Annotated in this window: 13 protein-coding genes and 1 pseudogene; 12 read left to right on the forward strand and 2 right to left on the reverse strand. The window is 60.6% G+C overall.

Annotated features, from left to right (window positions below; genetic code table 11):
* Nucleotides 1–130: 130 nt before the first annotated feature.
* Nucleotides 131–532: pseudogene (locus tag V2S85_RS25715) on the forward strand (tyrosine-type recombinase/integrase); the annotation flags it as partial.
* A gap of 354 nt (nucleotides 533–886) precedes the next feature.
* Here the strand turns inward: V2S85_RS25715 and V2S85_RS25720 are convergent.
* Complete coding sequence (locus tag V2S85_RS25720; RefSeq protein WP_330705639.1) at nucleotides 887–1369, reverse strand: universal stress protein; 483 nt, start codon at nucleotides 1367–1369, stop codon at nucleotides 887–889.
* 261 nt (nucleotides 1370–1630) lie between these two features.
* On the opposite strand from V2S85_RS25720, the gene V2S85_RS25725 reads away from it, so the two are divergent.
* From V2S85_RS25725 to V2S85_RS25775, 11 genes are all read left to right on the forward strand, one after another.
* Nucleotides 1631–2548 (forward strand): LysR family transcriptional regulator, encoded by a 918-nt coding sequence (locus V2S85_RS25725; protein ID WP_330705640.1) that lies wholly within the window; start codon nucleotides 1631–1633, stop codon nucleotides 2546–2548.
* A 171-nt stretch (nucleotides 2549–2719) separates the two neighbouring features.
* Complete coding sequence (locus tag V2S85_RS25730) at nucleotides 2720–4351, forward strand: MFS transporter (protein ID WP_330705641.1); 1632 nt, start codon at nucleotides 2720–2722, stop codon at nucleotides 4349–4351.
* Nucleotides 4352–4362: 11 nt separating this feature from the next.
* Complete coding sequence (locus V2S85_RS25735; RefSeq protein ID WP_330705642.1) at nucleotides 4363–5439, forward strand: HlyD family secretion protein; 1077 nt, start codon at nucleotides 4363–4365, stop codon at nucleotides 5437–5439.
* A gap of 2 nt (nucleotides 5440–5441) precedes the next feature.
* Nucleotides 5442–6956, forward strand: a complete 1515-nt coding sequence (locus tag V2S85_RS25740) for an efflux transporter outer membrane subunit (protein WP_330705643.1) — start codon at nucleotides 5442–5444, stop codon at nucleotides 6954–6956.
* Nucleotides 6957–7046: 90 nt separating this feature from the next.
* Nucleotides 7047–7814: an SDR family oxidoreductase gene (locus V2S85_RS25745; RefSeq protein WP_330705644.1), complete on the forward strand. Its 768-nt coding sequence runs from the start codon at nucleotides 7047–7049 to the stop codon at nucleotides 7812–7814.
* A gap of 46 nt (nucleotides 7815–7860) precedes the next feature.
* Nucleotides 7861–8763 carry a sigma-70 family RNA polymerase sigma factor gene (locus V2S85_RS25750; RefSeq protein WP_330705645.1) on the forward strand — a complete coding sequence of 301 codons (903 nt, stop codon included), beginning with the start codon at nucleotides 7861–7863 and terminating at the stop codon, nucleotides 8761–8763.
* Nucleotides 8764–8905: 142 nt separating this feature from the next.
* Nucleotides 8906–9370: a carboxymuconolactone decarboxylase family protein gene (locus tag V2S85_RS25755; RefSeq protein WP_330705646.1), complete on the forward strand. Its 465-nt coding sequence runs from the start codon at nucleotides 8906–8908 to the stop codon at nucleotides 9368–9370.
* On the forward strand, nucleotides 9357–9776 hold the full coding sequence (locus V2S85_RS25760) for a cupin domain-containing protein (protein WP_330705647.1): 420 nt from the start codon (nucleotides 9357–9359) through the stop codon (nucleotides 9774–9776). The genes V2S85_RS25755 and V2S85_RS25760 overlap by 14 nt, the downstream gene beginning before the upstream one ends.
* A 304-nt stretch (nucleotides 9777–10080) precedes the next feature.
* Complete coding sequence (locus tag V2S85_RS25765; protein ID WP_330705648.1) at nucleotides 10081–10830, forward strand: glucose 1-dehydrogenase; 750 nt, start codon at nucleotides 10081–10083, stop codon at nucleotides 10828–10830.
* Nucleotides 10831–10874: 44 nt separating this feature from the next.
* Nucleotides 10875–12107: an NAD(P)/FAD-dependent oxidoreductase gene (locus V2S85_RS25770; RefSeq protein ID WP_330705649.1), complete on the forward strand. Its 1233-nt coding sequence runs from the start codon at nucleotides 10875–10877 to the stop codon at nucleotides 12105–12107.
* Between the two features lie 33 nt (nucleotides 12108–12140).
* Entirely contained in the window at nucleotides 12141–12887 is a 747-nt protein-coding gene (locus V2S85_RS25775) for a siderophore-interacting protein (protein ID WP_330705650.1), read from the forward strand.
* A gap of 519 nt (nucleotides 12888–13406) precedes the next feature.
* On the opposite strand, the gene V2S85_RS25780 is transcribed toward V2S85_RS25775, so the two are convergent.
* Nucleotides 13407–14316: alpha/beta hydrolase-fold protein (locus tag V2S85_RS25780; protein ID WP_330705651.1), on the reverse strand; the 910-nt coding region annotated here is incomplete at its 5' end.

Raw genomic sequence — 14316 nt, forward strand, 5'->3', positions numbered from 1 at the left:
CCGCGTCAGTGCCGGCCAGCAATTGGTCGAGGATGTCGTTCGGTATCGAGGGTTCTTTCCGTCGTGACATACTGGGTCTCCTTGTTGCCCATTATGCCTCGCCGCACACGAAATTCCTGACAGTCCCCGGAAAATTCGAACACGGGCTACGGTCGTACAGCAAAAGACGGGCAGACCGGTTCAGTTTGAACTGATGACCGATGCCCGCGCCAGCCTGCTCAAATGGCTGGAACTGAGAGGTGGATCCTTGGAGGACTTTACATTTCCTAGCCGTACTGATCACGCGGCCCACATAAGCACCAGGCAATATGCTCGCCTTGTTGACGAATGGGTCACGGGGATCGGACTGCCTGGCGAAGATTATGGCACCCACTCTCTGCGCCGAACCAAGGCGTCGATCATCTACAAGGCGACTGGAAATCTCCGCGCCGTCCAGATTTTGCTTGGGCACACGAAGATCGAGAGCACGGTTAGATACCTCGGCGTGGACGTGGAGGACGCTTTGACCCTCGCAGAGGGCACTGAAATCTGAAACTGCCTTGGGTCCTTGCCGTTGCAAGGACCCAAGGCTTACAGCGTGGCGGCTGCTCTGCGCCCATCCAAGCCGCTCAATTGGAAAAGTCCCGCGCCTACGAGCGGTCAGTCCGGTTATGGCCGAGGCTGGGACGAAGCCGCCATCATCAAACGGGGCGGCGGAAGTCGGCTTTCGGTGGAAGCCGACAATAGAGGCGGTTATACATCGACCCCAGACGGACCCAATTAATCTTCAGCTGCTTAGACCGTGAGTGAGAAGGACTACGTCGAGCGGACTGAACTTATGTCGTCGAGGGGCCTCCGACCAGAAACGAGCTGGATGGCGACAAGCACACTGGGCTGCTGAATAGATTCAGCGGATGGCACCGACAGCCTGCGAATGATCGTCTTCGGCCATGCTCACGAGCACCGGACAGATCGCATGCTCAAGGACATCCCAGCAGATCGAGGGATGCAGCATCCTATCGAACCATGACAGGTGCCTGTGCCCCATAACGATCATATCGGCATTCAGACGCTTGGCGGCAGCGACTATCTCGCGCGCGGGTGTTCCAACCAGTATCTCTCCCACCGCAGGAATTCCGGATGCGCGTAGTCGGTCCACGGCATCACGAACGAGTTGGTCTGCGGCAAACTCCTCCCGTGCGGCCGCCGGATATTCGGTTTCGTCCTCTTCGGAAATCCTGCCATCGTGAAACTTCAGCGCGTAGGCGGCGTCAATCGTACAGAGCACTGCAACCTGAGCCCCCGTTTTACCTGCCTGTTGCACGGTCAGCGCGAGCGCGCTTTGTCCAGCGGGCGTACCGTCAATCGCCACTGCTATAAGGTCGGCCATCTTAACCGGTCTCCTGTGAGTGGACCTTATTTCGCAGATGACGGCCGCCACAAATGCCGCCGTGCGCATTCAAAGGGTGCATCAGACGCATTGCACCTCCCTCCGCTCCCGCGGCCGGCGGCACGAACGTCGCTTCGACACTCGCGCCATGCGTTTCCATCCAAAGCCAAACGAAGAAGGAAACCTGGGAGGTAGTTATCGAAAACAATTTGTAGATGGACTAATGATGCGTTTGACGCACTTCCCATGAGGACGTTGGCTATGAGATACCCCGACCTCAATCTGCTGATTGCCCTCGACATCCTCCTCGAGGAGCAAAGCGTGGCTGCCGCAGCGCGGCGGCTCAACCTCAGTGCACCGGCGATGAGCCGCACGCTTTCCCGGATACGGGCAACCGTCGGCGATCCCATCCTTGTTCGGGCGGGTCGCAAACTGGTGCCCACTGCGCGGGCGCTGGAGCTACGCGAATTGGTCCGCAAGACCTCCGAATCTGCCGTCGGCTTGCTTCAGCCCGGTGCCATCGAGAGGCTGGAGCAGCTAGAGCGGCAGTTCACGATCCGGACGAACGACGTTTTCGCTGCCGCTTATGGGGGCCGGCTGCTGACGGCTCTTAGGACGAAGGCGCCGGGGGTTTCACTTCGTCTCCGCGCCGAGACCGACCAGGACGACGAGGCGCTCCGCGAAGGACGGATCGATCTTTGGGTGGGTTCTTCAACGGCCCTTGATCCCGAGGTTCGGGTGCAGACGCTGTTCCATTCCCATTTCCTTGCCCTGGCAGACCAGGATCATCCGATCTTCAAGTGCGAGATAACGGCCGAACGGTTCGCAGCGTACGAGCATATCAACATCTCAAGGAGAGGCGTGAACGCCGGGCCCATCGATGCCGGATTGATGGATTTGGGCCTGAGGCGGACCATAGCAATGGTAGCGCCTACCTTCGTCACGGGTATGTTCGCTCTGCCGGGATCCAAGCTCATCATGCCGACGCCCAATCACATGGTCTGGAGCCTGGCGGCGCTTAATAGCCGGATCAAGACCTTCCAGATACCGCTCAAACTCGAACATTATCCGGTTCGCCAAGCCTGGCATCCGCGGGTCGACAATGATGCGGTGCATCGGTGGCTTCGCACGACCGTAGTTGAAGTCTGCAAAGAGCAGCCGTCTAACCTCGCTCCCTGACCAGCAAGTCTGGAATGCATCTGATGCACGAATAAGGTGCGTTCCGATCGATTGTTGAATGATCGAGCCGAAGATAAATCACGTCCGCAAGCCCTAGATCGCGGATGAGATTGTGCCCAATACCCCCCCCCTTGAGAGCATGACCCACACGCGATCTGCGAGGACGGAACCGTGAGCGGGAAGGTTATCGCCCCCGCACCCGACCTGACCGCCGTTCCGTCCTCGCCCCCCGCTCATGTCATTCCAGCCTTCGGACCGCGCATCGTCGTCGGAATGCTGGGAATGCTGCTGTCGGTCATAATGTCAGCGGTCAACCTCTACTCCACCGATATCAATGGGGCGGATATTCAAGGAGGAATGCTGTTCGGTGCGGACGAACAAGCGTGGTCGAAAGGCATCTTCGAAGCGGCGATGGTCGTCGGCATGACTTTCGCGCCGTGGTGTGTCGTGACTTTCACGCTCCGCCGAATGGCCCTTTGCATGACGGGGCTGATGGCGCTGGCCGGAGCGCTGTGCCCGTTCGCCCCGGATCTGCCGACATTCTATCTTCTACGCGGCGTGCAGGGTCTCGCGGGTGGTGCGGTCACACCCATGCTCATAACCGTCGCCCTTCGCTACTGTCCTCCGCAATATCGGCTCTATGGCTTTGCCGCGTACGCGTTGAGCTCCAACTTCGGGCCGAACATGTCGCTCCCGATCGCGGGATGGTCGAGCGACTATGGGGGTCTCATTGGCATCTTCTGGAATATCGTACCATTCTGCGCATTGAGCATGGCCGCCCTAGCGTATGGGCTGCCGAAAGACCCTCTTCGCCTCGACCGGTTCAAGGGCTTCGACATCGTCGGTGTGACGACAGGTGCCATCGCTTTGGCGATGCTCGCGACTGCCGCCACCCAGGGAGATCGCCTCAACTGGTTCGATTCTGCCCTTTTCACGCTGCTCATCACTGGCGGCGGCGGCTTGTTCGCCTTCTTCCTGTTGAACGAATGGTTTCACCCCGCACCGATCTTCAAGCTGCAGATACTGGCGCGCCCCAACTTCCTGTTCGCGGTCATCGGCATTCTCGTTCTCGTGATCGTATTTCTCGGCGTGGTCGTCGTCCCGCTCCATTTTCTGGGAGAGACCCAAGGCTATCGTCCCGCCGATGTGGGCAATCTAGCGCTGATCATCGCGATGCCGCAGCTGGTGATATTACCCCTGGTCTCCGCGCTGTTAAACATAGAGCGCGTCGACTGCCGCTGGGTCTTCATCACCGGCCTCCTGTTGGCGGGCTACTCCTGCTACCTCGCGAGCTCGCTCACGTCCGAATGGGTCAGAGACGACTTCTACGGCATCGTGGCCCTGCTCTCTGTGGGCGAAGCGATGGCCATCCTACCGCTGCTAATGCTCGTGGTGGACCAGATGCCGCCGGACGACGGCCCCTTTGTGTCGGCTCTGTTCAACTCGACCAAAGGCTTCGCGTCGATCCTGATCGGCACGATCATCGAGGGGTTCGGACGCTGGCGCGTCGGCCATCATTCGTCAGCTTTTGTTTCCCAGCTCGGGCGGCAGCCTGACGCCTATCAGGAGCATTTGACCACACTCGCGAGCCAGCTGGTTGGCGCTGTACCTGAGCCCGCAACGCGAACGGACGTCGCGCTCGAGATGCTTGCTGAGCAGGTTCATCTCCAGAGCACCACGCTCGCCATGGCCGATCTGTACCGGCTTCTGCTGGTGATCGTCGCCGCGATGATCGTGGTGACGCTCACCATTCCCACCCGAATCTATCCACCGCGCTCCATTGCGCCACGGCCGACGCGCTGAAGGTCTTGCCCATGCAGATAATCCATACCAAATCTCGCGCCGCAATCGCTCTCGGCATCGTTCTTCTCGCGGGGACAGCTTGGGCGGGGTACTCTTATGTGCTCCCAAGCTCGTCCGTCGAGAAGACGCTCGACGCCTATGTGACAGCCGACTTCACACTCGTGGCGCCAAAGGTTGCGGGCCTGATCCAGACGGTGGACGTCGAGGATAACGAAGCCGTAAAAGCCGGTCAGATTCTGGCAAGGATCGATGACCGGGATTTCCAGGCAGCGTTATCCAGCGCGGAGGCCGATGTAGAGGCCGCGAAGGCTGAAATAGCAAATCTCGACGCTGAAATCTCGCGTCAACCGGCTGTGGTCGCCCAAGCCTCGGCCGTGGTTCGATCGGACGCGGCCGCGACAACTTTCGCACGCGCTAACGCGGCGCGCTATCGCAACCTCTCGACCGATGGCGCTGGCACCATGCAGGAGCAACAGTCATCGATCGCGCAGTTGGCACAGAGTATCGCGAACAGCGAACGTGACAGTGCTGCTTTGCAAACTGCGCGTGGGCAGCTCCCGATCCTGCAGGCCGGCCGAGCCAAGGCCGTTGCCGCCTTGAAGCGCATGGAGGCGCTTCGCGATCAAGCCAAACTCAATCTCTCCTACACTGTCATTCGAGCACCAATCGACGGCTTTGTTGGCCGGCGCTCTGTTCGCCCCGGTGGCTACGTGGAAATTGGGTCAACTCTGCTGGCAATCGTCCCCACGGCCCAAGCCTACGTCCTTGCCAACTATCAGGAAAGCCAGATCGGCGACATGCGATTGCATCAGCCAGCGACCATTCGGATCGACACTTTCCCTGAATTAGAATTGCACGGACATGTAGATAGCCTCGCGCCGGCCACCGATGTCGCTTTTGCGCCTATCCAACCCAATAACGCGACGGGCAATTTCACGAAGATCGTCCAGCGGATCCCGGTCAAGATCGTGCTCGATCCGAACCAGGAAAACCTTAAACTCCTCCGCGTCGGCATGTCCGTCATCCCCACGGTGGATGTCAAAGCGCCGGGCGGAGCGCCGGTCGGCACGCTCAAGAGGGCGCGGTGAGTATGGTCCCGCGCCTTGCCGCCACAGTCGCACTAGCCACGCTCGCCAGCGCCTGCACCGTTGGACCGAACTTCTCTCGGCCGTCCCTGACGTCTCCCCCCTCGTTGATCGCGGGGCATCCCCAGTCTGCCGCGACACGACTGATCGAGGGGACTCCACCAGACGACTGGTGGACGGTTTTCAACGATCCAGTGCTGAACAGCCTCGAAGAACGTGTCGCAGCGCAGAATCTGGACGTCCAGACCGCCTCAGCTCGCGTCGAGCAGGCCCAGGCCCAACGCCGCATCGCCGGCAGCGGCATGTTCCCGTCCATCGAAGGCTCCGCATCGTACACACGCGGCCGCAGCAATCCGAACGGCCCGAGCGCTCTGGTCCATGATGGGTCGCCCAACGTCGACATGTTCGACGGCGGCTTCGATGCGTCCTGGGAACTCGACCTCTGGGGCCGTGTCCGCCGCGCCAGGGAAGCTGCAAGCGCGCGCTACGACGCTGCAGGCAATTATCGGCGCCTCGCGCTGCTGCTCGTCGAAGCTGAGCTGGCGCGCGATTACATCGCCCTTCGCGGCAGCCAATCGCAACTCGAGGTACTTCAGGAAAATCTCGAGATAGCGCGTAACAGCGTGGCGCTTACCCGCTCTCGATTCAACAATGGCGTCACGACCCGCCTGGATGTGGCCAACGCAGAGGCGCAGGTCTCCTCCATCGAGGCGAGCATCCCAGCGATCGAGGCGGATCGCGACACGCTGATCAACGCTCTCAGCCAGCTCCTCGCCCTCCACCCTCATGCCTTGGACAGCGAGCTGAGATCGAGTGGAGCACTTCCGGCTCGATCCAAGGTCGTGGCCGTCGGCGTTCCGTCAGAGCTTTTGCTTCGCCGCCCGGACATTCAACAGGTTGAGGACGAGCTTCACGCCGCGACGGCGGAGATCGGCGTCGCCAAAGCGGATTTCTTTCCGCGTATCTCCCTCAACGGCAGCCTCTCCAGCCAGACCTTCCAACTGTCTTCATTCGGCAGTTGGGGCTCCCGTCAATTCTCCGTCGGGCCATCGATCACGCTTCCCTTCTTTCAGGGTGGACGCCTGCGGGGAACGCTTGAGCTCCGCAAGGCCGAACAGCAGGAAGTGGCGATCCGATACCAGCAGGTCGTTCTCGCCGCTTGGCATGAGGTGGACGACGCACTCATTGACTACACGGCCGAGGAACGGCGCCGCGACAGCCTGGCCCGAAACGTCGAACAGAATGAGCTCGCCTTGTCCGTCGCGCAGCGACGTTACCGCGAGGGCGCCATCGACTTCCTGAACGTCCTGAGCGTCCAAAGGTCCCTGCTGGAGGCCAAGAGCGGGGCGATCCGGAGCAACATGACCGCCAGCTTCAATTTGATCAAACTCTTCAAGGCGCTCGGGGGAGGATGGCAGGCGCAATTCCCCGACCAGACTGCGACGTCCGGAATGACGCCGGCAGCGCTTTCGGGCGGACTGCAGCAAACGTCTCAACGCAACATACCGGCGCGCCCCTGAAAAAACTTCGGAGCCATGTCACATCGGCCCATCCTGCCTCGTCAAGGAGGTGAACAAAGGAGCGGTGACATCATCGCGAAGGAGATCATCATGAAGATAGTCGTGATTGGTGGCACGGGCCTCATTGGCGGTCAGGTCGTTGCGCGTCTACGGGCCCAAGGCCTGGAAGCCGTTGCAGCCTCCCCCAGCACGGGCGTGGATACGGTCACTGGTGCCGGGCTGGCCGACGCCTTGCGCGAAGCGACCGTGGTGATCGATGTCGCAAACGCGCCCGCTTTCGACGCCGAGACCGCTCTGAACTTCTTTGAGAAGTCTGGAGAGAATCTGCTCGCGGCGGAGCGCGACGCCGGCGTTCGGCACCACCTCGCCCTTTCGGTGGTCGGAACGGACCATCTGCAGGCGTCCGGCTATTTTCGAGCAAAGCTCGCACAGGAAGCGCTGATCGCGCGCTCCGGAGTTCCTTATACCATCGTCCGCGCGACCCAGTTTTTCGAGTTTATGGCGAGCCTTGCCGACTTTTCGACGAAGGGCGATGTGGTAACCCTTATGACCGCCACAATGCAGCCCATCGCCTCTGCTGACGTGGCCGCGGCGCTGGCCGACCTGGTGACCGTCGCTCCGCGTCATGGCATCGTTGAAATCGCAGGCCCGGAACAAGGGCCTCTTGCTGAATTCGTCGCCACTTGGCTGGGCCACATCGACGATCCCCGCGCCGTCACCTTCGAAGCCTCATCCGACTATTTCGGGGTGGCAGTTGAGGACGGTACTTTGGTCCCTGGACCAGACGCGTGGATAATGCCTACCCGTTACGACGATTGGCTTGCGACTGCGGCGGCCCACCACGGGAAGCACCGATGAATCGCAAGGGTCGCGACCGGCCGCCTGCCCGGCACAGAGACATCTTATGAACATGGCCAACCAGCGCCTGGCCGACTTCGAAAAGGAGCGGCCCCGTTTGCTTCGCCTCGCCTACCGCATGCTCGGCTCGGTTTCTGAAGCCGAGGACATCGCGCAGGATGCCTGGCTTCGTTGGTCGCAGGTGGCTGGCGGCGTCGATACACCGGCAGCGTATCTGACACGAATCGTGACCAGGCTCTGCCTTGATCAGATGAAGTCAGCTCGGGCCCGGCGCGAGGAGTATGTCGGGGCCTGGATTCCTGAACCGCTCGTCGATCTCTCCAGCGCCGACGATATCGCTGATGAGGTCACCCTCACTCTCATGATGGCGCTGGAAAGGCTCTCCCCACTCGAACGTGCAGCATTTCTGCTCCACGATGTCTTTAATGTGGCCCTGCCGGAAATAGCTGCTGCTCTCGATCGCGACACATCTGCGGTACGGCAGCTAGCGGTTCGCGCCCGCAGGCACGTGCGCGACAAGCGCCCGCGCTTCGCTATCGATCCGGCAAAAGCCGATACGATCGCGCGCGCGTTCTTCGCGGCCTCACGCGACGGTGACTCCACCGTGTTGGCATCAATGCTCGCTGAGGACGTGACGATCCATGCTGACGGCGGCGGCCGGGTCACCGCGTTCCGCAACATAATCAGCGGTGTCGACAGAGCTCTGCGACTCTTCGCCGGCCTGGCAAGAAAGCAGCATGCCCGACCGGTCCTGATCCGCACGATACTGATCGACGGCCTGCCAGGGTTCGTGAGCATCGATCGAGGCGCACTGCTTCAGACGACCGCGCTCGACATTCGCAACGATCGCATAAAGACGATCTACATTGTCCGGAACCCGGACAAGCTGGGTCATGTCGCGGCTGCGCTTGGGCTGGCCGCAGATCAGCCGCTCGACAGCCTGCCCTGACACCGACTGCACTGCTGTCTGCGTAGACGCGCTTCAACACAGAAGCCGAAGCGCCAAAATAAAATCACCCGCAATGTCACTATCGGCAGTGCTCCATCGTCAAGTTCATGACGATCACACAAGAACGTCATGGAGAAAAGAGATGACACCGCGTTTGACAAATCCCTTCGTCTTGGCGCCCGCCGCCATCAAGGCCCTGTATGCGCTCGAGGGTACTTTCAAGGACAGTGGCCTTGAGTTCGAGTTGATGGAACTCGTCAAGATCCGCGCTTCTCAGATTAATGGGTGCGCCTTCTGTCTCCACATGCACACGACCGACGCGCGTGCGCACGGCATGGACGAATATCGCATTCACCTCCTCGCCGCCTGGCGCGAGTCCAGCCTCTACAGTCATCGTGAACGCGCCGCTCTGGCGTGGACCGAAGCCCTCACGCTGGTCGCGGAAACCGGAGCACCGGATGCTGTTTATGCTCTCCTCGCGGAGGCGTTCAGCGAGGCTGAGCAGGTTCAACTGACGATCGCAATCGGCGCTATCAACCTTTGGAACCGACTGCAGGTCGGGTTCCGTGCGGCGCATCCGGAGGGCACATCCCATGCGGCGGCCTGACACTCTGCGGCGCCCGACGGGCTGGGCCAAGCTGATCGTGACGGCCTGCGCCGTCGTACTGTTCGGCGCGGCCGGCAACGCTGCCACCGTAAGCGAACTGCAATCGCGCGCCCTTGACGGCATTCCCGGCAAGGAGGGCACGATGATCCTTGTCGAATATGCGCCGGGAGACGTGGATCCGATCCACCGTCACGACGCATCGGTGTTCCTCTACGTACTCGAAGGAACAATCATCATGCAGGTGGAGGGCGGCAAGCTTGTCACCCTTCATCCCGGTGAGACCTACTTCGAGGGTCGGAACGACGTCCATATTGTCGGGCGCAATGCAAGCCAGACCAAGTCCGCGAAGTTCGTTGCTGTGCTAGTCAAGGACCAGGGTGCACCGATCCTGATGCCCGTCAAATAACCTCCCGACATTCAACTCGGCGTCCTCGGCCTTCAAGGCCGCCGCGCGGTCCAGAACCGCGCGGATGGGCGGCCAGAGGGGTATCTCGAATGATTACATGCCAACGCCTCATCCATTGGCCGAAAGCACAAAGTGCCCTCCGCCGTGGGGCGAGCCACCTACAGCCCGTCCTTGCAGCTCTGCTTGTAAGCGGGATTCTCGGCGGCACTCTGCTACTCGTGCTGATGGCTGCCGACTACTGTCGCCGGCATCTCGGATTCCCGAAGCCAACCAGCCTTGCCGCCCTTGCATCGGAGATTTTCTCGTGAACCAGCTTAGAGACAAAGTCGCCGTGATAACCGGCGGCAACAGCGGCATTGGGCTTGCAACCGCGAAGGCTTTCGCGCGGGAAGGTGCTCAGGTCATCATCACCGGCCGAAGGCCGGAAGCGCTCGATGAGGCAGTCGCCGAAATCGGCAACGGCGCGATCGCCATAGCTGGCGACGTGTCCCAGCCAGCACACCATCACAAGGTCGTTGCGCAGGTCCGACAGCAGTTCAGCAAGGTGGACATCTACGTCTCCAACGCCGGCGCCAACACGATCGAGCCCACGGCGTCCGTGACCGAGCAGAGCTTCGACGCACAATTCGCGATCAACACGCGCGGTGTGTTCTTCGGCGTCCAAAAGATGTTGCCAATCCTGCGCGATGGCGGCGGGATCATCCTGATTAGTTCGATCGCCAGCGAGAAAGTTCTGGACGGCCACGCCGTCTATGCAGGGACAAAGGCGGCTATCAATGCCTTCGCCCGGAGCTGGTCGATCGAACTCAGAGAGCGGCGCATTCGCGTCAACGTCCTGAGTCCTGGGCCGATCAAGACGGCTATTCTGGAGAAACTCGGTATTCCAGCCGACGAGCGGCCGAAGTTCGAGATGCGCATGGCCGCAGCCATACCCGCAGGACGCATGGGCGAAGCGGACGAAGTGGCCGCTGCCGCTCTCTTCCTCGCTTCCGAGGCAAGCGCGTTCGTCAATGGCGTAAATCTGCGCGTCGACGGCGGGATGGCCCTGCTCTGAAACCGTGCCCGTCGCAACATTTCTCAAAAAACATAGGTGAAGTGATGTCCCATATCGTAATCATCGGCGGAGGTTTCGCCGGACTCTGGAGCGCAGTGTCTGCCGCTCGACGGCTAGGCGAGCTTGGCCGATCGGCGAAGGTCAGTTTGGTCAACCTCGACCCCTATCATAGCATTCGGGTTCGAAATTATGAGGACGACCTCTCTGCCACGCTCGTCAAGCTTGACGACGTACTCGGTCCGATCGGCGTGGAAGTCATCCTCGGGCAAGTGACGCACATTGACGCTGCCGATCAACGCGTCACAGTCCAGCAGCTCTCCGGCAACGTCGAACTCGAATATGATAAGCTTATCCTGGCAAGCGGTAGCCGCTTGGCCGCTCCCGACATTTCCGGCTTCGCCGAGCACTGCTTTGACATAGACACGCATGCTGCTGCGATGCGCCTGCAGAGGCACATAGCGGAGTTAGGCAACATGGCTCCACATTCCGGCCAGTTCACCGCGCTGGTTATCGGCTCTGGCGCAACCGGCGTGGAGCTCGCAACCGAGCTGCCGACCCGACTGGCAAGGGTGGCAGAAGCCGCTGGCCTATCCGAACCCACCCAAGTGCGCGTCATCTTGGCTGATCGCGCGGACAAGATCGCCTCCCAGCTTGGAGGGGGCCAGCCAGTCATCGAGCGCGCTTGTGCGGAGATGGGCATCGAACTCCGCACTAATTTGAGCATCGCGCGGATGGATGCCCGCGGGGTGGTACTGACTGATGGCAGCAGGATCGATGCACGGACTGTGATCTGGTGCGCCGGCATGCAGGCCGACCCGCTAACGATGCAAATCCCTGGCGAGCGAGATGCGGCCGGCCGACTCTACGTCGATAGCTTCATGCAGGTCATGGGTGCGCCGGACATCTACGCCGCCGGTGACACAGCGCATGCCCTCATCGACGGAGAACGCCCCTCCGTGATGTCATGCCAGCACGCCCGGCCGATGGGGCGTTACGCCGGGACAAACGCAGTGAACGCGCTTTTCCATGAAGGGCAGCTTCCGCTGATGATCGACTGGTACACGAACATCATCGACCTTGGCCCCTGGGGCGCCGTTTATACGCAAGGCTGGGACAGGCAGGTCGTTGCGATCGGAGAGCAGGCGAAGAACGCTAAAACTACAATCAATCGGGTCCGGATTTATCCGCCGATCGACAGGGATCGTGGCAGCATTCTTGCAGCTGGCACAACCGATCTCGAGCGCCCGCCCTTTTTGCCGCCGTTGGCGCAGGGATGAATCGTTCAATCATTCACCTGAAAGGAAAGCGCTATGTTGCACCAAATTACCAGGGTTCGACATGATCTGCGCCGGCGGCGTCTAGCCGTCTGCCGCCGCGAGCAGGTCACGCCCAACATGCTTCGTCTCGTGCTGACTGGCGATGATCTTATCAATTTCGACAGTCCTGCTGCCGACGACCACGTAAAGCTGTTCGTGGCCAACGGTGAAGGTATCGAAATCGGCCGTAACTACACGCCTCGGCGGTACGATCTGGGAGCTGGCGAGCTGACAATCGATTTTGCTCTTCATGACGCGGGACCCGCCACTAACTGGGCACGAAACGCTCAGCCAGGCGACGTAGCAGAGATCGGTGGTCCGCGCGGTTCTGTCATCGTACCGGATGATTTCGACTGGTGGCTGCTGGTTGGCGACGAGACTGCCCTTCCGGCCATCGGACGAAGGATCGAAGAATTCGGGCCAGGACGACGCGCGATCAGCGTCGTAACTGTCACAGGTCAGCAGGAAATTCAGACCTTCAATACAGCCGCCGAGCATTTAGCCGTGTGGGTTGAGCGTCCCGCTGAACGCGCGGACGACCCCGCGCTTCTTCTCGATGCTCTGCGCGCGCTGACGCTTCCAACTGGAGAGGGCTTCATCTGGATTGCTGCAGAGGCAAATGTCGCGCGGGTGGTGCGGAATTTCGCGCTTGAAGAGCTAGAGCACTTTCCTCAATGGATGCGGGCCAGCGGTTACTGGATTAAGGGCTCTGCTGGTGCAGACGAGAAATTCGAGAGCTGATAGTTGGGCATTCAACCGGGCGGCAAAGTTCGGCAACAGAGTGACCGTGCGACGACCCAAAAATGACTCATTAGAACCTTCCCTTGCTGCAATGGCCATTAAGATGAACCGGTCGACCGACTCTGGGACGAAGGCGTCCTCCAGGAATACGATAGCGAATGCCTGGTTTCGGATGAAGCTGCCGTTCGCGTGGCAACGGTTTATACCCAGGGAACGAACAAGTCTGGTAGGTCTCGCTGAGAATAACCAGACTTGTTCTCGCACATTCAAGCAGCTGATATCGGAAAGACCGAAGATTAATTCGTCGCAGAGCCAGTTCAGGCGGCGAATTTTCGTGTTTACCGCAATGGGATTGGCGGGCCGTTAGAACATGGTGCCCGCCTCGACCTTGGGGGTAAGCTGATGCATCGTGTTGGTGCAAGTCAGCAGCAGTTGGCACTCGGCCGCCTCTAGCCGACGCGCGGCGTCGATAATCATCGCGCCCGCTCCCTCGCAATCTCCAGGGTGCTGTGAAATAGATTAAGGATGGTCGGGGGGACGGGCGATCGCTAGCATCGCGTGGGTCATCTCAACCCACAAACCATTGCGATCGCCGTTCCTCGCGTAGACCTCGTTCATACTGTGCGTGGCGCCGGGGACGTATGTAAAGTTGGCCAGCCCTCCGGCCTTGCGGATGGCGAACTCCAGGCGTCGAACAGAACCGTCGAGATAGTTTGAATCCGCCGTGCCCACCGTCAGATGCAACTTTCCGTCCAGGTCCTTGCGGCGGCGACCCCAGTCACGCTCGATCCTCGAGGCAATGTCATAGTTGGTACGCCAATAGGCGATCACGGCGGGATCGACCACACCGGTGGCGCGATCGAACATGGGCGCCGGAGTGCCATCGGCTTGACGCGGCGAAAATACCCATTCGAACGAACGGAGCTGCCCACCGTCGCGGCCGAGTACGGCCTCCAGCCGGGCTTCCTGCTCGATAGTCCGCAGCACGTTTCCGTTGGCGCGCTCCAACGGGCGCGGCGAACCGTTCGGGTTGTGATAGACGTTGGCACCCTGCGCATATAGATCCACTCCCACGAAATCGTGGAAATCAGCAGGATCTGGCGAGGTCGGCCAGGCGCCCCCGAACATTTCGGGATGGTTGACGATGGTCCAGAGGGCGAACCAACCACCTGAGCTATGGCCCGTCAGAAATCGACCGGTCGGTCGTCCGTCCATGCGATATCGAGACTCCAGCGCGGGTATGACGTCGCGGATCAGCGCCTGTCCCCACGGACCGTTGTTCACGCTGTCGGCGAATTCGGTCGGGTCGTGTCCCGCGGGGTGGTGTAGGAAGGTTTCCCTGAGAGGGTGGCCACCGTCGATCTTCTGGTAGGGTTCGGATGCGAACTCGAACCTGGAGAAGAAGACGATGACCGAGGACAGAATGGCC

It is taken from the genome of Novosphingobium resinovorum, from assembly GCF_036352595.1.
Taxonomy (GTDB): domain Bacteria; phylum Pseudomonadota; class Alphaproteobacteria; order Sphingomonadales; family Sphingomonadaceae; genus Novosphingobium; species Novosphingobium resinovorum_B.